The 17,407-nt window shown below is 72.5% G+C and carries 17 protein-coding genes; 5 read left to right on the top strand and 12 right to left on the bottom strand.

From position 1 onward, the window contains the following. Nucleotides 1–97 precede the first annotated feature (97 nt). Nucleotides 98–595 (top strand): ATP-binding protein, encoded by a 498-nt coding sequence (locus VGZ23_08690; protein HEV2357668.1) that lies wholly within the window; start codon nucleotides 98–100, stop codon nucleotides 593–595. Here the strand turns inward: VGZ23_08690 and pgl are convergent. The 7 genes from pgl to VGZ23_08725 all read right to left on the bottom strand — a co-directional run bounded on the left by pgl (nucleotide 510) and on the right by VGZ23_08725 (nucleotide 9,936). After that, entirely contained in the window at nucleotides 510–1,268 is a 759-nt protein-coding gene (gene pgl / locus VGZ23_08695) for a 6-phosphogluconolactonase (GenBank protein ID HEV2357669.1), read from the bottom strand. The genes VGZ23_08690 and pgl overlap by 86 nt on opposite strands. A 4-nt stretch (nucleotides 1,269–1,272) precedes the next feature. Further along, nucleotides 1,273–2,481, bottom strand: coding sequence for a glucose-6-phosphate dehydrogenase assembly protein OpcA (locus tag VGZ23_08700; protein ID HEV2357670.1), 1,209 nt, complete (start codon nucleotides 2,479–2,481; stop codon nucleotides 1,273–1,275). Next, nucleotides 2,466–4,019 (bottom strand): glucose-6-phosphate dehydrogenase, encoded by a 1,554-nt coding sequence (zwf, locus tag VGZ23_08705; GenBank protein ID HEV2357671.1) that lies wholly within the window; start codon nucleotides 4,017–4,019, stop codon nucleotides 2,466–2,468. The genes VGZ23_08700 and zwf overlap by 16 nt, the downstream gene beginning before the upstream one ends. A gap of 10 nt (nucleotides 4,020–4,029) precedes the next feature. Then, nucleotides 4,030–4,926 (bottom strand): decarboxylating 6-phosphogluconate dehydrogenase, encoded by an 897-nt coding sequence (gene gnd, locus VGZ23_08710; protein ID HEV2357672.1) that lies wholly within the window; start codon nucleotides 4,924–4,926, stop codon nucleotides 4,030–4,032. Beyond that, nucleotides 4,923–6,101, bottom strand: a complete 1,179-nt coding sequence (gene tal / locus VGZ23_08715) for a transaldolase (GenBank protein HEV2357673.1) — start codon at nucleotides 6,099–6,101, stop codon at nucleotides 4,923–4,925. Before tal ends, gnd begins: the two co-directional genes overlap by 4 nt. 56 nt (nucleotides 6,102–6,157) lie before the next feature. Continuing rightward, nucleotides 6,158–8,299, bottom strand: a complete 2,142-nt coding sequence (gene tkt / locus VGZ23_08720; GenBank protein ID HEV2357674.1) for a transketolase — start codon at nucleotides 8,297–8,299, stop codon at nucleotides 6,158–6,160. 125 nt (nucleotides 8,300–8,424) lie between these two features. Beyond that, nucleotides 8,425–9,936 carry a gluconokinase gene (locus tag VGZ23_08725; GenBank protein ID HEV2357675.1) on the bottom strand — a complete coding sequence of 504 codons (1,512 nt, stop codon included), beginning with the start codon at nucleotides 9,934–9,936 and terminating at the stop codon, nucleotides 8,425–8,427. A gap of 133 nt (nucleotides 9,937–10,069) precedes the next feature. Between VGZ23_08725 and VGZ23_08730 the strand changes: the two genes are divergently transcribed. Genes VGZ23_08730 through VGZ23_08740 form a run of 3 tightly spaced genes read left to right on the top strand, consistent with a single transcriptional unit; the run spans nucleotide 10,070 to nucleotide 12,375 of the window. After that, the gene (locus VGZ23_08730; GenBank protein HEV2357676.1) at nucleotides 10,070–10,228 is read left to right on the top strand and encodes a hypothetical protein; all 159 of its coding nucleotides are present in this window, start codon (nucleotides 10,070–10,072) and stop codon (nucleotides 10,226–10,228) included. Further along, nucleotides 10,221–11,597, top strand: a complete 1,377-nt coding sequence (locus VGZ23_08735) for an amidase (GenBank protein ID HEV2357677.1) — start codon at nucleotides 10,221–10,223, stop codon at nucleotides 11,595–11,597. The genes VGZ23_08730 and VGZ23_08735 overlap by 8 nt, the downstream gene beginning before the upstream one ends. A gap of 25 nt (nucleotides 11,598–11,622) precedes the next feature. Beyond that, a complete protein-coding gene (locus VGZ23_08740) occupies nucleotides 11,623–12,375 on the top strand; it encodes a 3-keto-5-aminohexanoate cleavage protein (GenBank protein ID HEV2357678.1) in 753 nt (250 codons plus the stop codon). 42 nt (nucleotides 12,376–12,417) lie between these two features. Here VGZ23_08740 and VGZ23_08745 read toward each other — a convergent pair whose 3' ends face one another. Both VGZ23_08745 and VGZ23_08750 read right to left on the bottom strand, forming a co-directional pair. Further along, nucleotides 12,418–13,017, bottom strand: coding sequence for a response regulator (locus VGZ23_08745; GenBank protein HEV2357679.1), 600 nt, complete (start codon nucleotides 13,015–13,017; stop codon nucleotides 12,418–12,420). 302 nt (nucleotides 13,018–13,319) lie between these two features. Next, nucleotides 13,320–13,793: a J domain-containing protein gene (locus VGZ23_08750; GenBank protein HEV2357680.1), complete on the bottom strand. Its 474-nt coding sequence runs from the start codon at nucleotides 13,791–13,793 to the stop codon at nucleotides 13,320–13,322. 133 nt (nucleotides 13,794–13,926) lie between these two features. On the opposite strand from VGZ23_08750, the gene VGZ23_08755 reads away from it, so the two are divergent. Then, complete coding sequence (locus VGZ23_08755; GenBank protein HEV2357681.1) at nucleotides 13,927–14,067, top strand: hypothetical protein; 141 nt, start codon at nucleotides 13,927–13,929, stop codon at nucleotides 14,065–14,067. Nucleotides 14,068–14,140: 73 nt separating this feature from the next. On the opposite strand, the gene VGZ23_08760 is transcribed toward VGZ23_08755, so the two are convergent. The 3 genes from VGZ23_08760 to VGZ23_08770 all read right to left on the bottom strand — a co-directional run. Then, nucleotides 14,141–15,094, bottom strand: a complete 954-nt coding sequence (locus VGZ23_08760) for an NAD-dependent epimerase/dehydratase family protein (GenBank protein HEV2357682.1) — start codon at nucleotides 15,092–15,094, stop codon at nucleotides 14,141–14,143. A gap of 5 nt (nucleotides 15,095–15,099) precedes the next feature. Next, the gene (locus VGZ23_08765) at nucleotides 15,100–16,671 is read right to left on the bottom strand and encodes a long-chain-fatty-acid--CoA ligase (protein ID HEV2357683.1); all 1,572 of its coding nucleotides are present in this window, start codon (nucleotides 16,669–16,671) and stop codon (nucleotides 15,100–15,102) included. A gap of 27 nt (nucleotides 16,672–16,698) precedes the next feature. Further along, nucleotides 16,699–17,407, bottom strand: a 709-nt coding sequence (locus tag VGZ23_08770; protein HEV2357684.1) for a 2-oxo acid dehydrogenase subunit E2, incomplete at its 5' end; no start/stop codon positions are given.

The following is a 17,407-nucleotide window of genomic DNA, read 5'->3' on the forward strand; positions in this document are numbered from 1 at the left end:
CGCGCCGGTATGATACCCCGCGCGGTCCCGGGGGAAATACATATTATGAGACTTCGCCCACGTATGGATGCCTGTGCCGCTACTAGAACGGGTCACATTGCCGAGAGAGCCGGCCACGCCGCGCCGGGCGAGGCACTATCTCGCTCCACGGCTCTACCGGCTCGGCATGCATCCCGAGGCGGTCGATGAGCTCCTCCTCGCGGTCGGTGAGGCCGTCACGAACGCGGTGGTGCACGGCGGCGTTGGGCTGACGCCCGCGGACCCGCGGCAGGCCGAAGGTGGCGGTCCTCCGGCGGTCACCATCCCGGACGTGGTCATGGTCGAACTCATTACCCGCGACGATTACGTCGTGATCGCCGTGACCAGCCCCTCGGAGCGCTGGCGCGTGCCCACCGGGGAGCTCCCGTCCGACCCCGAGGCCCCAGGCGGTCGTGGATTGTTCCTGATGCGGCAGTTCACCGACGCGCTGCGCATCGAACAGGGCCGGCGGGGCACGACCGTCTATCTGATCAGACGCGTCCGGCCCGGCCGGTTAGACGAGACGCGGCGGCGGCGTCCAGTATCCACGTCACCCGGCCATCGACGGGCCGGATGAGCGCGGCCGGCACGTCGTAGCCGTCCGCGGGTCCTTCCAGCCCCGCCCGAACCGCCTCCGCTTTCGACGCGCCGGTCCCCAGAAACAGAATCGCCGCGGCGCGCGTCAGCACCGGCACCGTGAGCGTCATTCGCCACATCGCCGCGTCCTCGACCAACTCGGCGACCACCGCGCGATTGCGCTCCCGCAAAGCGGCCGTGCGCGGAAACAGCGACGCCACGTGCGCGTTGGCGCCGATCCCGAGAAGGATGAGGTCGAACCGCGGCCAACCGTCCGCGGTCGCCGGCAGGCGGGCGCGCAGCATCTCCGCGTACGCGCGGGCCGCCGCCTCGTGATCGACGGTGTCGGCAGGCATGCGGTGGATGTGCTCCGCGGGAATGGACACCTTGGCCAGCAGCGTCTCGTGCGCCATGTGAAAGTTGCTGCGGGCATCGTCGGGAGGAACGCAGCGCTCATCGCCCCAGAACACCTCGAGCCGGTCCCACGGGACCTCCCGGCGGTAGGGCTCCTCCGCCAGCCGCGCGTACAGCGGTTTCGGCGTGTCGCCGCCGGAGAGGGCCACGGCGCAGGCGCCGCGCGCGGCAACGGTTCGCGCGCAGATCGCGGCCACGCGCTCCGCCGCGGCGGCCGCCGCCGAGGCCGGATCGGCGAGCACCACGACCTCGGGGATCACGCGGTCAGGCGGCGTGCGCCGCGCGCAGCATGAGCGAGAGCGACTCGCGCAGCACGCCGTCCACGCCGGCCAGTTCGAGTTCGGCGGCCAGCAGCGCGGCGTCGTCCGGCACAGCGAGGCCGGCGGCCTGCGTTCGGGGGCGGCCGCGCCCCATCCGCACCTCGATGGACACGGTCGACCCGCCGTCCGCCTCACCGGTCATCGACAGGCTCCACGGATCCGTCCCGCCGGCCGCGCACTCGAACGACGCGACCGGCCCCGAGCCGCCCTCCACCGTCTGCTCCACCGCGCCGCCGTCGCGCCAGAAGAGCGCGCGCACACCGCCCCCCTCCCGGCGCACCGGCCCCGCCGGCTCCCACCTCAGCCGGGCCGCGATCCACGCGCCCAACAGAAGGCCGGCGACCGGCTCCTGTCCTGGGCCGGGACGCGTGCGGATCCGCAGCCGGTCCAGGCGCTCGAGCGCCTGCCGCATCGGCGGCGGATCGAAGGACTGCACGACCAGATCGCGCCACGGCGTCAGACGGCCCCACGTGAGATCGCGCAGGCCGCCGGACAGCGGCGCGGCCAGCGCGGCGGCGGCGGCGAGGCCGGCGATCGGCCGCGTCATCGCCGACGAGTCGACGATCAGGAGATCGGCCACCTCCACGAGACGCCGCAGCAGGTCCCCTTCGGGATCCCGCGGCGCCGGGAGATCGTCGGGCCACCAGATGTAGACCGGCAGGTCCGTCACCAGAAGCGGGAGGACGAGGGCCGGCACCCGTGCGAGGGCGCGGCCCGACGCGGCAACGGTGATCTGCTCGCAACCGACAGTCGGGCGCGCCGGGGCCTCGGACTCGTGGCAGTACAGCGCGGTCGCGACGTCCAGGCGATCGCGGGAGGCGGGGCTCACGTCGAGGACGATGCTCCGGCACGGGTACCGGGCGCCGAGCCGCTCGGCCATCGCGGCCGCCTCATCCGGCCGGCCGTTCCGGACCACGGCGATCAGGGTGAGGGTGCAGATCCGCGTGACCTGGGCGGCGGTCCCGCCGGCGCCCGCCGGCGCCGTGTCGAGCGACGACCACAGCCGGCGCAGCTCGCGCTCGATTCCCTCGACGTCGGGGCGCTCGGGCACGCCGGGCAGGCGGGTCGCCCGCCTCGCGCCGGACGCGGCCTGCCCCGCGTCAGACGGGGCCTGCCCCGCGTCAGACGGGGTTGCCGTCACAATCTCCGCCATCTCCGGCCGTCGCGTTCCACCAGCGGCCGCGCCGCCTCCGGGCCCCACGTGCCGGCCTCGTAGAGCAGGACCGGGGGAGGCGGGTCGGACTTCTCCCACCACGAGAGCACCGGCTCGAACAACTCCCAGGCCGCCTCGACTTCGTCGCGCCGCGTGAACAGCGTCGGGTCGCCCAGCATGCAGTCGAGCAGCAGCCGCTCGTACGCGTTGAGCTCCTCCCCGCCGAACGCCGTCCCGTATTGGAACCCCATGTTGACCGGCCGCAGGCTCATCGCGGTGCCGGGCGCCTTCGCGATGAAGCGCAGCGAGATCCCCTCGTCCGGCTGAATGTTGAGCGTGAGAAGATTCGGCTCCCGGCCGCCTTCGCGGAACAGCGGCAGCGGGGCCTGCTTGAACTGCACGGCGATCTCGGTCGCGCGCTTCGGCAGCCGCTTGCCGGTGCGCAGGTAGAAGGGCACCCCCGCCCACCGCCAGCTGTCGAGGAATAGGCGCATCGCCGCGAACGTCGGCGTGCGCGACGCCGCCGCGACGCGCGCCTCGGCGCGGTACCCTGGGACCTCCTGCCCGCCCACGACCCCGGCCTCGTACTGACCGAGGACCACCTCCGCGGCGACGTCGTCCGGCGTCAGCCGGCGCGCCGCCCGGAGGACTTTCACCTTCTCGTCGCGCACCTGGTCCGGCTCGAACGCCACCGGGGCTTCCATCGCGACGAGGGTCAGGAGCTGCACCATGTGGTTTTGTAGAATATCCCGCACGACGCCGGCCGTCTCGTAGTACCCGGCCCGTTCCTCGACGCCGCCCGACTCCGCGACCGTGATCTGCACGTGGTCGATGAAGTGCTGGTTCCACAGCGGCTCGAAGATGCCGTTCGCAAACCGGAACACCAGGATGTTCTGCACGGTCTCTTTGCCGAGGTAGTGGTCGATGCGGTAGACCTGCCCCTCGCGAAACACGCGCAGCAGGGCCCGGTTCAGCGCCTGGGCGCTCCTCGTGTCCCGCCCGAACGGTTTCTCGACGACGACGCGGGTCCAGGGGCGGCGGCCGTCCCCGCGGCCGGAGGCGGGCCGCTCGACGAGACCGTGCCGGTCCAACTGCTGGATGATGTCGTTGTAGAACTCGGGCGCCGTGGCCAGGTAGAAGAGACGGTTGCCGGCGGTGCCCCGTTCCTGATCCACGCGCTCCAGGGTCGCGCGGAGCCGCTCGTAGCCCTCCGGATCGTGGAACTCCGCCTGGACGTAGAAGAGCCCCTGCGCGAACGCGCCCCACAGGTCGGGCGTCCCGGATACCGCGGACGGACCGAGCACGGCCTGGGCCATCTCCGCGCGGAACGCCTCGTCGGTCTTGGGCCGGCGGGCGACGCCGACGACCGAGAGGTTGGCCGGGATCATGCCGAGCCGCGCGTGGGTGTAGAGGGCCGGCATCAGCTTCTTCGCCGTGAGGTCGCCCGTGGCGCCGAAGATGACCACCGCGCACGGATCGGGCATCCGCCGGAGCCGGAGGCCCTCCCGGAGCGGGGATGGTGTCGAAACCGCACTCATGTCGGCGGGCTTACCGCGGTTTGGTCGCGTGGCCGCCGAACTGCCGCCGGAGCGCCGCGATCACCTTGTCGCCGAAGTCTTCGTCCTCGCGGGACCGGAGCCGCTGGAGGAGCGACAGCGTGATCACCGGCGCAGGCACGTTGCGATCGATGGCCTCCTGCACGGTCCACCGGCCCTCGCCGGAGTCCTCGACGTACCCGCGGATCGTTTCCATGTTGGGGTCGTCGGCGAACGCCCGTTCCGCGAGCTCGAGCAGCCACGACCGGACCACGCTCCCGTGATTCCAGAGCGTGCTGATGGCCCGCAGGTCGAGCCGGAACGGCGCCTGGTGGAGAATGGCGAACCCCTCCCCGTACGCCTGCAGCATCCCGTACTCGATCCCGTTGTGGATCATCTTCACGTAGTGCCCGGCGCCGTTCGGGCCGGCGTGCAGATACCCATCCTCCGGCGCCAAGTCGCGGAACACCGGCTCGAGCAGCTTGACCGGCTCCGGATCGCCGCCGACCATCATGCAGTAGCCGACCTGCAGCCCCCAGATGCCGCCGCTCGTCCCGGCGTCGATGTAGTGGAGGCCGTGGGCGCGCGTGGCCGCGGCGCGACGGATGGAATCGCGGTAGTTCGAGTTGCCGCCGTCCACGAGGACGTCCCCGCGGCTCAGCAGCGGCGTCACCTCGGCGATCGTCTGCTCCACCGCCTCACCGGCCGGCACCATCATCCACACGATCCGGGGCGGCTGCAGCAGGCCGACGAGCTCGGCGATGGACGCCGCGGGCGCCGCCCCCTTGGCCGCGGCCTCCGCCCGCACCTCCGGCCGACGCGCGTAGACGGCGATCGTGTGCCCGCGCTGGACGAGGCGGGTGACCATGTTCCCGCCCATGCGTCCGAATCCGACGAATCCCAGTTTCATCGGCGGCCTCCTGCCGTGACGTCCTGGCCGCGCGACGCAATCGCATGCATCAGCTGGTTGAACGAGTCGGCGAACAACTGCACGCCGGAGTCGAGCACGGTCTGCGTGATCGCGTCGAGGCTGAGGCCCAGGCCGGTCAGCGCCGCGACCACGCGCTCGGCGTCGTCCACGCCCTGGATGACCGCGTCAGGCACGATGCGGCCGTGATCGCGCAGCGCCTCGATGGTCTGCGGCGGTAATGTGTTGACGGTGTCCCGGCCGACGAGCGTCTCGACGTACAGGAGATCCGGGTAGGCCGGGTTCTTCGTGCTGGTGCTGGCCCACAGCGGCCGCTGCACCCTGGCGCCCCGGCTCGCGAGCGCCTTCCAGCGGGCGCCGCCGAACGTCTCCTGGAACAGCCGGTACGCCAGCTTGGCGTTGGCGACGGCGACCTTGCCCCGCAGCGCGCGCAGCGCCTCCGCCTGCTCCGGGGGGGCCGCCGCCGCGCGCGCGTCCAGGCGCTTGTCCGCCTCCGTGTCGATCCGGCTGACGAAGAAACTCGCGACCGACGCGATCTGATGGACGGGCTGGCCCGCGCCGACGCGCCGCTCCAGGCCGCGCAGGTACGCCTCCTGCACGCGGCGGTAGGCCTCGATGGCAAAGAGCAGCGTGATGTTGATGTGACGGCCCTCGGCGATCATCTCCTCGATCGCCGGCACGCCCTCGACCGTCCCGGGGATCTTCACCATCACATTGGGCCGGGGGATGAGGCTGTTAAAGCGGCGGACTTCCTGGATCGTCCGCTCGGTATCGTGCGCGAGCAGCGGCGACACCTCGATCGAGACGAACCCGTCGGCGCCGCCGGTGGCGGTGTGCACCGGCCGCAGCGCGTCGGCGGCGGCCCGGATGTCGTCGACGACCAGCGCCTCGTAGATCTCGGTCGTGCTCTTGCCGCCGGCGATGAGCCGGGAGATCTGGTCGTCGTAGTCGTGGCTCCCCGTGATCGCCTTCTCGAAGATCGTCGGGTTGCTCGTGACGCCGCTCACGCCGGACGCGACCAGCCGCCCGAGTTCGCCGGACGTCAAGATGCCGCGGTGAATGTAGTCGAGCCACACGCTCTGTCCGGCGTCGTTGAGGGCCCGCATCGGATCCCGGGCGCGGCCGGTGGCACCGTCCGTAGTGTTGGTGATGTCCATGCTTCGCCGCCCTCCTGCCTGCCCCCGATCAGGGGGCCCCACGTGTCGTTTGGTGCCTAGGAGCCGCCGCCGTCCCGGGGCGCGAATCCGACCCCGGCTTCGCGGGGCGGGGCTGCCCCGGCTTCGCGGGGGGCACGGTGCGTCCGCTCGAGCACGGCGCCGGCGGTCGCGACCACGCGGTCCACCGTGAATCCGAGCTCCCGGAGCACCACCGCACCGGGCGCCGAGGCGCCGAACCGGTCGATGCCGATCACCGCGCCCTCCGGGCCCACCCAGCGATGCCAGCCGAACGACACCGCGGCCTCGATGCTGACCCGCGCCCGAACCTGCGGCGGCAGTACCTCGTCGCGGTAGGCCTCGGGCTGCGCCTCGAAGAGCTCCCACGACGGCATCGAGACGACGCGGCTCCGGACCCCGCCCTGCGCCAGCCGCGCATGAGCCTCGAGCGCGAGCGCGACCTCGGATCCGGTCGCGATCAGAATGAGGTCGGGGCCTCCGCCGTCCGCCAGCACGTACGCGCCGCGCGCCACGCCCGAGGCCGGCGCCAGCGTACCGCGGTCGAGGACCGGCAGCTTCTGGCGCGAGCACACGATCGCCGTCGGCCCGCCGGTGCGCCGGAGCGCCGCCCGCCACGCTTCCACCGTCTCCGTCGCATCCGCCGGGCGCAGCACGACGAGGTTCGGGATCGCCCGCAGACTCGCGAGCTGTTCGACCGGCTGGTGGGTCGGCCCGTCTTCGCCGAGGCCGACGCTGTCGTGCGTCCACACGTACACGACGTCGAGCGCGGAGAGCGCCGCGAGCCGCACGCTGGGCCGCATGTAGTCGGAGAAGATGAGGAAGGTCGCGCCGTACGGCCGGAGCCCGCCGTGCGCCGCCATCCCGACGAGGGCGGCGCCCATGGCGTGCTCACGGACGCCGAAGTGGACGTTGCGGCCGGCGTAACTCCATGGCCCGCCGGAATCGCCCTGCACGCCGGCGTGCGGTGCTGTCGGGCTCTCGAAATCGCCCTCGCCGCGGAGCTGGGTGAAGGTCGAGGGATCGAGGTCGGCGGATCCGCCGACGAGGGTCGGCACCACGGCGGCCACCGCGTTCATCACATTGCCCGACGCCTCGCGCGTCGCCATCGGCTTGTCCGCGGCGGTGAAGGCGGGGAGGGCCGCCTCCCACTCCGGGGACAGCCGGCCGGCGAGCGCGTCCTCGAGCTCCCGCGCCGAACCCGGAAATGCGCGCCGGTAGGCGTCCATCCGGGCGCGCCAATCCGCCTCGAGCTCCCGGCCGCGCGGGACCGCGCGGCGAAACACCGCGAGCGCGTCGTCCGGGATGTAGAAGATCTTGTCCTCCGGCCAGCCGTACGCGCGCTTGGTGGCCTTGACCTCGTCGTCGCCGAGCGGTTCCCCGTGCGCTTTGAACGTGTCCTGCTTGTGCGGGCTCCCGAAGCCAAGATGGGTGCGCACGACGACGAGCGACGGCTTCGCCTCTTCCGCCGTGGCGGCGGCGATCGCGCGGTCGAGCGCGCCGAGATCGTTGCCGTCCGCGACGTGCTGGACGTGCCAGCCGTACGCCTCGAAGCGGCCGCCGACGTCCTCGCTGAACGTCACCGACGTCGTCCCGGAAAGGCTCACCTGGTTGGCATCGTACAGGACGACGAGGCGTCCCAGCCGCAGGTGACCCGCGAGCGACGCGGCCTCCGCGGCGACGCCTTCCATCAGGTCGCCGTCGCTGGCGAGGACGTACGTGCGATGGTCCACGACGGTGTGGTCCGGCCGGTTGAAGCGCGCGGCGAGCCAGCGCTCGGCCATCGCCATCCCCACGCTGTTCCCGAAGCCCTGGCCGAGCGGCCCGGTGCTCACCTCGACGCCCGGCGCGCAGTTGCGCTCGGGATGGCCCGGTGTCCGGCTGCCCCATTGACGGAACTGCTTGATGTCGTCGAGGGTAAGGTCGTAGCCGGTGAGATGCAGCATGCTGTAGAGCAGCATGCTCGCGTGGCCGGCGGACAGGATGAACCGGTCGCGGTCCGGCCACGAAGGCTGCGCCGGACTGTAGCGCATATGGCGGGTCCACAGCAGGTACGCCATCGGGGCCGCGTCCATCGGCGCGCCCGGGTGCCCGGAGTTGGCTTTCTGGACCGCGTCGATCGACAGGGTCCGGATCGTATTGATGCACAGCTGGTCGAGGGTCTGGGTGCCGGTCGGCATCATCTACTCCCGGAGACCGTGGTCACGCGCGAGACTACCCGTATCTATTGTTCCAAACCGCGGCGGTTCGAACCGCGCCACGGCGTCCTAGCCGTCAGGCCCCATTTTACGATTCCGGGATACCGCTGTCACGCACCCTGCGGGGGCTGCAGCGGCTCCAACGCGTGCTCGGCCTGCGCGTGCCGTGCCCGCGCCGCGAGGTACCGGTCGTGCCGCGACGGGTCGGGGCGCACGACGAAGGCGCGCGGCACCGCCGTCTCCTCGATGCGCAGCGCGCCGAGCGCCCGGAGCGCGAGCAACGCGGCGCCGCGGCTGCTCCCCTCATCCTCCGCGGAACGGACGATGTCGTGCCCCAGTACGTCCGCGATGATCTGCAGCCATACCGGCAGGTGCGTCAGGGCGCCTCCGCTCGCGACGATCTCGCGGATCTCGGGGACCGCCCCGCGCAGCGCCTCCCACACCAGGGCCAGGCGGTAGGCGACCGCCTCGACGCCGGCCTGAAGCACGTCGATCGGCTCGGTCGCGAGGGTCAGTCCCACGATGGCGCCGCGCGCGGCGACCGGCCACGAGGGGCTCCGCTCGCCGGCGAAAAAGGGCAGCACCACGAGACCGTGCGCGTCGGGGGTCCGGCGCCGAAGCGCCCGATCGAGGGCCGCCGGGTCGTCGAGCGCCATGCGCTCGCCCACCCAGCGGTACACGCTGCCGCCGTTGCTGATCGCCCCGCCCGCAAGCACGTGGCGGCGGTCGACACGGTACACCCACAACGCACGCGGCACCTCCGGCGCCTCGCCGGATCGCATGACGCGCATCGCGCCCGAGGTGCCGAGGCTGAGTGCCGCCCGCCCCGGCGTGACGCACCCGGTGCCGACGTTGCTGAGCGCGCCGTCGCCCGCGGCCGGCAGCCACGGGATCTGCGCGAGTGCCGGCCACCGCGCCGCGTACTCGGTCTTCAACCCGGTCAACGGCGAATCGAGATCGACGAGCGGCGGCATTTGCTCCGGTGCCAGTCCGAGGGCCCCGAGGATCTCGCCGTCCCACACGCACCGCCGGACGTCCAACAGCCCGGTCCCCGACGCCATCGACAGGCTCGAGACCGCCCGGCCGAAGAGACGAAGTGTCAGATACTCGCCGATCCCGAGCCACGTTCGTGCGGCGCGGAAACGGCCGGGGTGCGCCGCGCGCAGCCAGGCCAGCCGTGCGGGAAGATAACTCGGATGAAACGTGCACCCGGTCCGACGGCGCGCCGCCTCTTCGTCGAGCCGGGCGCGCAGGTCGCGCGCCGCCGCTCCGCTGCGTCCGTCGGCCCAGGAATACAGGGGCGTGACGGCTGCGCCGTCCACGTCGAGCCCGAGCAGGCTGTGCCAGAACGTGGAGACGCCGACGGCGCGAATCTCTGGGGCCGAGGCACCGGCGCCTGCCAGCGCCTGGTCGATCGCGCGGCACGCGCCCTCGACGAGGGCCTCGGCGTCCGCTTCGATGCCGCCGTCCGCCGTCTCCCGCCAGTCCGTCGGCGTCCGGCCCTCGGTCCCGCCGACCTCCCGGCCGAGGCGGTCGTACACGGTGGCCCGCAGCGAACCGCTGCCGAGATCGAGGGCGAGAACGAACGGGCGCTCCGCGTCGCGGGGACCGACGGTAGACACGGGAGGAAGTTCCCGTCCCCCGGGCCAAGCCCCTTGTATGTCCCCGAAACGCCCGTCTTCGAGACGCCCGCCGCACACGCGACCGTCCACCCCGCCGGACGCCCAGTTGCCCCCCGGCGGGCCGGAGGCCGATGTGGTCACGGTGATCCTCGGGCTGCCGGCGGCGCGGGGCGAACGGTTCAGCGAGGAGTGGGCCGTCACGCGCGGGCGCATCGAACGCGTCGCCGCAGTACCGGTCTCCCGCGACACCGACCCGGCCGGGGCGCCCCGTCTGTCCCGCGGCGATGGCTGAACCCTGGGCATTGTCGGCGAGCGACGCCGCCGCTGAGATCGCCGCGGGACGGCTGTCGCCTCTGGAACTGCTCGACGCCACGCTCGACCGCATCGAACGCATCGAGTCTCGCGTGCAGGCATGGGCGCGGGTGCAGGCCGGCGACGCCCGCGGGGCGGCCCGGCGGTTGACCGAGCTCGGCCGGTCCGGGAGCCACGCGGGACCGCTCCACGGCATCCCGGTCGGCCTCAAGGACATCTTCTACACCGCGGGCCTGGAGACGTCGTGCGGGTCGCGCATCATGGCCGGCTTCGTCCCGGCGTACGACGCGACGGCGGTCGCCCGGCTGCGACAGGCGGGCGCCGTCGTCGTCGGCAAGACCCACACCACCGAGTTCGCGTCCTTCGATCCGTCGCCGGCGCGCAATCCCTGGGCGCTCGACCACACGCCGGGCGGGTCGAGCAGCGGCTCCGCCGCGGCCCTCGCCGCGCGGATGTGCGGCGGCGCGCTCGGGAGTCAGACCTCCGGCTCCATCTGCCGGCCGGCCGCCTTCTGCGGTGTCGTCGGGCTCAAGCCCACCTTCGGCCGCGTGAGCCGCCACGGCGTCCATCCCCTCGCGTGGACGCTCGATCATCCGGGTCCCATGGCGCGCACCGTGCGGGACGTCGCGATGCTCTTCGACGCGATCGCGGGACCCGATGCCGCTGATCCGACCACGCTCTCGACGCCGGCGCCGCCGCGCGCGGTGGCGGCCCTCGACGATGCGCGCGCGGCCGAGGCGGCGGTGCGGGGACTGCGCGTCGGCGTCCCCGACCGGTACTTCACGGACGGCCTCGACCCGGAGGGCGCGGCCGCGTATCGGGAGGCGCTGCGCGCGCTCGGCGATCTCGGCTGCCGGATCGACGAGGTACGCCTGCCCGACCTATTCGCCGCGGCCATGGACGCGCACGAGCTCATCCACCACGTCGAGGCCGCCGCCGTCCACGCCGACACGTACCGCACCCGCGCCGGCGAGTACGGTCACAAGCTTCGCGCCATCATCGAGGCCGGATTTCACGTGCCCGCCCCGGCGTACGTGCGCGCGCAGCAGATCCGCACGCTGACGATCGAGGCGATGCGGACCGTGATGGGCGCCGTGGACGTGCTGGCCACGCCGTCCGCGCCCGGCCCCGCCCCGGCGGGCCTCGCCGGCACCGGCTCGCCGGTCTACAACAAGCCGTTCAGCTTTCTCGGTTTCCCGAGCGTCACGGTGCCGTGCGGCTTCACGACCGGCGGGCTGCCGCTGGGGCTGCAGCTCGGCGGCCGGCCGTTCGAGGAAGTGACGATCCTCCGGCTCGCGGCGGCCTACGAACGGGCGACCCGCTGGGGCGCGCGCGCACCGGCCCTCTAGCGGGCGTTGGCGCGGACGGCCCTCGGTGCCTGAACGCGGCGTGCTGGTCAAGGCCTGCCTGAACGGCGGCCGGCGGCGGGCCGACCATGCGGCGACCCCGGTGACTCCGCGGGAACTGGCGGCGGACGCGCGCGCGGCGATCGCGGCCGGCGCCGCGGCGCTCCACGTGCATCCCCGCGCCGGCGACGAGCGCGAAACGCTCGATCCCGCGGCCTGCGCGGCCGCCGTCGCGGCGATCCGCGGCGACTGTCCGGGAATCCCGGTGGGCCTCAGCACGGCGGCGTGGATCGCGTCCGGCCCTCGGGCGCGCCTGGCGCACATCGAGGCGTGGACCGTGCTGCCGGAGTTCGCCTCGGTCAACTTCTCCGAGCCCGGCACCGCCGACGTGTGCGCGGTTCTGCTGCGCCGCGGGGTCGGGATCGAGGCGGGCCTCTGGTCGATGGAGGACGCCAGGGCCTTCATCGCGAGCGGTCTCGCCGGCCGGTGCCTGCGCGTCCTCGTGGAAACGCAGCCCGCGGACCCGGAGGAGGCGGTCGCCGCGGCGGCGGCGATCGACGCCGCACTCGACGCCGCGGGGATCGGGCTGCCGCGCGTGCATCACGGGGAGGGTCCGGCGACCTGGGCGGTGCTCGCGGCCGCGCTCGACCGCGGCCGTGACATCCGCGTCGGCCTGGAGGACACCGTGACTCTCCCCGACGGACGCCGCGCGCCGGACAACGCGGCGCTCGTCGCCGAGGCGGTCCGGATGGTGCGGCGGCACGGCCGGGAGCCGGCCTGATCCGGCCGCCCGATCGCGGCGGCGGGAGCGTCGCCCGCGAGACTACTTCTGCACGTGCTGCCGGCGAATCGCCTCTTCCGTCTCCAGAATGTCCCGCGCGACTTCCCGCACGGCGCGGCGAAGATGGCGGCTCCGCCGGTGCAGCAGGTGGTGCGCATCGTCTTCGCTGAGGTTGAGGCGCTGCATCAGAATGCCCTTGGCGCGCTCGACCAGCTTGCGCGTTTCGAGCGCGTCTTTGGCGGCGTGCAGTTCGTCCCACCGCGCGGCGGCGACCTCCACGGCCGCGAGGATCTCACCTTCGCGGACGGGCTTTACGATGTAGCCGTAGCCTCCCGCCTCCGCGGCCTCGAAGAGCAGCCGCCGGTCGCTGAAGGCGGTCAGAAAGACGACCGGAACCGGAAACTCGGCCCGCAGCCGCCGCGCCACCTCCATCCCGTCGGGGGAGGGCATCCGGATATCCAGCAGCGCGAGGTCGGGCACGACCTCGGGGATGACCTTGAGCGCGTCGCTCCCCGAAGACGCTTCCCCGACCACGGTGTGCCCGGCATCTTCCAGGATCGCGCGCACCCCCATCCGGATCACCGCTTCGTCGTCGACGATGACGACGCGCTTGCCTGCGATGGTACCGACTCGTCCAGCCATGTCCTCTCGCAGCCTCCTCTGAGATCGCACGCCTGCGGCGGCGGGCCGGCAAGAAAACCAAACGGCCCCCGGCGATGCACGCCGAAGGCCTCGGGGCCTGCCGCACCATCCGCACGCGTCGAGGCGGCGGATCTTGCGTCGTTCAGGTGGTCGTTCCGATTGATTGTATAACACACGGGGGCGCACGCCGCAAGGAAAATCACCCCGGCCGGCGCCGCCTCCCTTTGTACGAGTTTTCGCTCAACCCGACGCGGTTGTTAACCCCCGCATAATCTTCGCGCGCTAGGCTGAGGGCATCCGGTTCATCGCCCGCCGCCGGCCTGCTGCCAAATCCGGACCAGCATGACGATGGCCGCGATCATGTCGGCGAGATCGACCGCCGGATTCTCGATCAGACGCGCGATCATCATCCCCACCACGACGATGATTGCCGAGAAGAGGACCTTGGTGACAAAGACCGACCACCGCTCGAGGTCGGTCCGCGAGCCCTGAGACGACGGCCGGCCCGTGCCCGGCCACCCGGTGCCGAGTCCCCCACCATTCCCCCTCGGCGCCACCCGGGCACGGGCTTGGTCGTATGCACGGCGAAGGGCCGGATCGCCCAGCACCGCGTAGGCCTCGTTGAGCAACTTCGCGCGCTCCTCGTCCCCGCCGAGGTCGGGGTGGCCCCCCATCTCCCCCATCAGGGTCCGGTAGGCCTTCTTGACCATCTCCGCCGACGCGCGGGGGTGCACCTGCAGGATCTCGTAATAGTCGACGTCAGGACGGAATCGCATCGGGCCTCATTGTAGCACCCGCCCGGAGCGGGTCAGGATGCCCGCGGCGGGGCAGGACTTCTCTATAACGCGACGAACGGCGCAGGTACAGGTCCGGCGGAGGACGACCGGGCCGAGCGAAGGGAGGGCGACCATGTTCAGGCTTCTCACGGCCCTGATCGCGCTCGCCGCGGTGGCGATTGCGGCCTCGGCGGCGTTCGCGTGCAATGATTCCGTCCACACCCCGCCGCAACCCCAGGTCCAGGCTCCGCCCGACGGAGGCACCGGCTCGTAGGCTCGACCGACCATCGATTGTGGGCGCGCGCGACGGCCGGGGGACACTCCCCGGCCGTCGCGCCGTCGGCGGCTCAGACGCGCGCCGCGTAGTGTTGCGTCGCCCAGGCCACCGTGTCCGCGGCCGCCTGTTCGACACCGGCCGGCTCCAGCCCAAAACGCGCGCGAAAGCGGGCATCATTGATCACGAAGGGCTCGTCCCATTGGTAGAGCATCTCCTCGGCCTCACGCACGAGCGGAACCGCGAGTCCGATCGCCCTCACCGCCCAGCGCGGGATCCCGGCCAACCGAATCTCACGCCGAAGATGGCGGGAGAACCGCGCCGCCAGCGCCCGCATCGTCCCGGCCGGCGCGCACGGAAGCATCCACGGTCCGCCGTACGCGTCGTCGCCCGCGGTGCCGAGCGCGGCGAGGCCGGCGGCGACGTCGGGAATGTAGTGGTAGGTGTGGATCGCGTCGGGGTTGACAAGCACGCGGGCCGTGCGGCCGGCGAGCGCCGGCCGCCAGAACTGGTCGCCCAGATGTGTGAGGGTGCCGCCGGGACCGTAGTAATCCGACGCGCGGCCGCTCGTCGCCCGGACTTCGCCCCGACGATGCGCCTCGAACAGCCGGTCGGCCGCGCGCGCCCGGATTTCTCCCTTGCGGCTGCAGGGACGGGGAGGCGTGTCCTCGTCCAGCGGCCGCCCCGCGGGCCGGCCCAGCATGTAGACGTTGTCCAGGACCACCAGCCGCGCGCCCGCACGCGCGGCCGCGGCGATCAGGTTCTCCATGTAGCGCGGTAGCACGTCGGCCCAGACGCGGGCGTCGTAGGGCGGATTCATGCAGTGATAGACGGTGGACGCGCCGCGGGCCGCGTCCAGACAGAAGGCCGGATCCGACGCGTCGCCCGTGACCAGGTCGGCGCCCGCGGGAACGGAGCCCCGCGAGCGCTTCGCGATCCGCACCCGCCGGCCGTCGTCAAGCAGACGGCGCGCCAGCGTCTGCCCCACCTGCCCGGCGCCGAACAGGACGTGCAACTCGCCGGCCATCCGCGCTACTGCCGTGCGATCGTGGCGTGCGTCCCGCGCAGAACGAATTTTTGAATCTTCCCGGTCGCCGTCCGCGGCAGGTCGTCCACGAAGCGAAAGGTCTTCGGCACCTTGAAGTGGGCGAGGGCCCCGCGCGCGAACGCCCGGAGATCCGCCTCGTCCGCGGAGGCCCCGGCCCGCAGCACGATAAAGGCATGCGGCGCCTCGCCCCACTGCGCATCCGGCAGTCCGACCACGGCCACCTCCTGGACCGCCGGATGACGGAGGAGCGCCGCCTCGACCTCCACCGACGAGATGTTCTCGCCGCCGCTGATGATGACGTCCTTGATCCGGTCCCGGATCTCGACGTAGCCGTCGGGGTGCACGACGGCCCCGTCGCCGCTGTGGAACCAGCCCCCGGCGAAGGCCTTGGCCGTCGCCTCCGGATCGTTGAAGTAGCCCTTCATGACGACGTTGCCCCGCACGACGATCTCGCCCATCGTCCGGCCGTCGTGGGGCACGTCGCGGCCTGCGCCGTCGACGACGCGGAGCTCCCCGGAAGGGATCAGTTCCACGCCTTGCCGCGCCTTCACCGCGGCGCGCTCCTCGGCGGACAGGCGGGCGTGCTCGGGCCGCGGCTCGCAGATCGTGATGAACGGCGCCGTCTCGGTGAGCCCGTAGACGTGGGAGATCTCCCACCCCAGATCGCCTTCGATCCGGCCGATCGTGGCCGCGGCCGGCGGCGCGCCCGCGGTCACCACGCGAATCCCGCGCGGGACCCCCCGCCGGAGCTCCTCGGGCGCGTTGGCGAGCCGGATGAGGACGGTGGGCGCCGCGCACATCATCGTCGCGCCCTCGTCCCGGCAGAGCGCGAATACCTGGTCGGGCTCCACGCGCCGGAGGCAGAGATGCGTGCCGCCCACGGCCGTGACGATCCAGACGAACGTCCAGCCGTTGGCATGGAACATCGGCAGCGTCCACAGGTAACGGTCGGCCGGCGTCATGTGGATGTGCACCAGCGTACCCAGCACGTTCATGTAGGCGTTGCGGTGAGTGATCATGACGCCCTTCGGCCGGGCGGTGGTGCCGCTCGTGTAGTTGATCGTCAGGAGATCGCCCTCCGCGATCTCCGGCCGCTCGTACCGCCCGCTCGACTGCTCGAGCAGATCGTCGTAGTCGAGCCATCCCGCCCGCGCGCCGTCCAGCGCCACAAACTGCCGGACGTTCGGCAGCGACGCCCGGATCCCGTCCACCGCCGCGAGATGCTCGGCGGCGGCGCACACCACGCGGGCGCCGCTGTGGTTGATGATGTAGTCGAAGTCCCCCTCCGCCAGCCGGTAGTTGATCGGCACCAGCACGGCCCCGATCTGCGGCACGGCGTAGAACGCCTCCAGCAGGCCGTGGATGTTCGGCGCGATGTAGGCGACCCGGTCGCCCGGCCGCACGCCGAAGGCCTGCAATTGGCCCGCCCAGCGGTCGCACCGCCGGAAGAACTCTTCGTACGTCAGCCGGCGGGCGCCGTCGACGACGGCCTCGCGCTCCGGGTACAGCGCGCGCGCCCGGCGGGCCAGATCGAGCGGGGTGAGCGGCAGTTCCATCGTGCGCCTCCGATTCCCGGACCCGTGCTACGGCAGCAGGAGGAGGTACGGGTGCTCGAGCACGTGCTTGACGCGCTGCAGGAACTGCGCCGCCGGCGCGCCGTCCACGACCCGGTGGTCGAAGGTCAGCGACAGCACCATGGTCGGCCGCACCTCGATCCGCCCGCCGGCCGCCACGGGCCGGTCGTGCACGCGGCCGGCGCCGAGGATCGCCGCCTCGGGCGGATTCAGGATCGGCGTGAAGGCGTCGACGTCGAACATGCCGAGATTGGTGACGGTGAACGTTCCGCCGTCCATCTCCTCGGGCCGCAGCTTGAATCCCCGCGCCCGCTCGGAGAGATCCCGGACCGCGGCGGAGATCTGCGCCAGCGTCAGGCGATCCGCGTGCCGGATCACGGGGACGACGACCCCTTCGTCGAGCGCGACGGCGAGACCGAGGTGTATCTCGGCAAGCCGCCGCGCGCCGTCGCCGTCCCAGCGCGCGTTGAGCCGCGGATGATCGCGCAGGGCGGCCGCCGACGCGCGCACGACGATGTCGGTGTAGGTCGGCCGGATGCCCCCGCGGCGCTCGAGCTCCGGACCGACCTCGTCGCGGAGTCTCGCCGACTCCGCCATGTCCACTTCGGTGGTGAGCGTCAGCTGCGCCGTGCCGCGCAAACTCTCGGTCATGCGGCGCGCGATGATGGCGCGCATCCGCGCCGACGCGGCGGACGCGCCTCCCGCGGGGGGAGCGTCG

The sequence above is a fragment of the bacterium genome, from assembly GCA_035945995.1.
Taxonomy (GTDB): domain Bacteria; phylum Sysuimicrobiota; class Sysuimicrobiia; order Sysuimicrobiales; family Segetimicrobiaceae; genus DASSJF01.

What these genes read in the sequence shown, in the direction of transcription:
- gnd (HEV2357672.1), bottom strand. Translation starts at nt 4,926, where the DNA reads ATGAAACTGGGATTCGTCGGATTCGGACGCATGGGCGGGAACATGGTC.
- VGZ23_08700 (HEV2357670.1), bottom strand. Translation starts at nt 2,481, where the DNA reads ATGGCGGAGATTGTGACGGCAACCCCGTCTGACGCGGGGCAGGCCCCG.
- VGZ23_08735 (HEV2357677.1), top strand. Translation starts at nt 10,221, where the DNA reads ATGGCTGAACCCTGGGCATTGTCGGCGAGCGACGCCGCCGCTGAGATC.
- VGZ23_08760 (HEV2357682.1), bottom strand. Translation starts at nt 15,094, where the DNA reads ATGGCCGGCGAGTTGCACGTCCTGTTCGGCGCCGGGCAGGTGGGGCAG.
- VGZ23_08765 (HEV2357683.1), bottom strand. Translation starts at nt 16,671, where the DNA reads ATGGAACTGCCGCTCACCCCGCTCGATCTGGCCCGCCGGGCGCGCGCG.
- tal (HEV2357673.1), bottom strand. Translation starts at nt 6,101, where the DNA reads ATGGACATCACCAACACTACGGACGGTGCCACCGGCCGCGCCCGGGAT.
- tkt (HEV2357674.1), bottom strand. Translation starts at nt 8,299, where the DNA reads ATGATGCCGACCGGCACCCAGACCCTCGACCAGCTGTGCATCAATACG.
- zwf (HEV2357671.1), bottom strand. Translation starts at nt 4,019, where the DNA reads ATGAGTGCGGTTTCGACACCATCCCCGCTCCGGGAGGGCCTCCGGCTC.
- VGZ23_08745 (HEV2357679.1), bottom strand. Translation starts at nt 13,017, where the DNA reads ATGGCTGGACGAGTCGGTACCATCGCAGGCAAGCGCGTCGTCATCGTC.
- VGZ23_08750 (HEV2357680.1), bottom strand. Translation starts at nt 13,793, where the DNA reads ATGCGATTCCGTCCTGACGTCGACTATTACGAGATCCTGCAGGTGCAC.
- VGZ23_08755 (HEV2357681.1), top strand. Translation starts at nt 13,927, where the DNA reads ATGTTCAGGCTTCTCACGGCCCTGATCGCGCTCGCCGCGGTGGCGATT.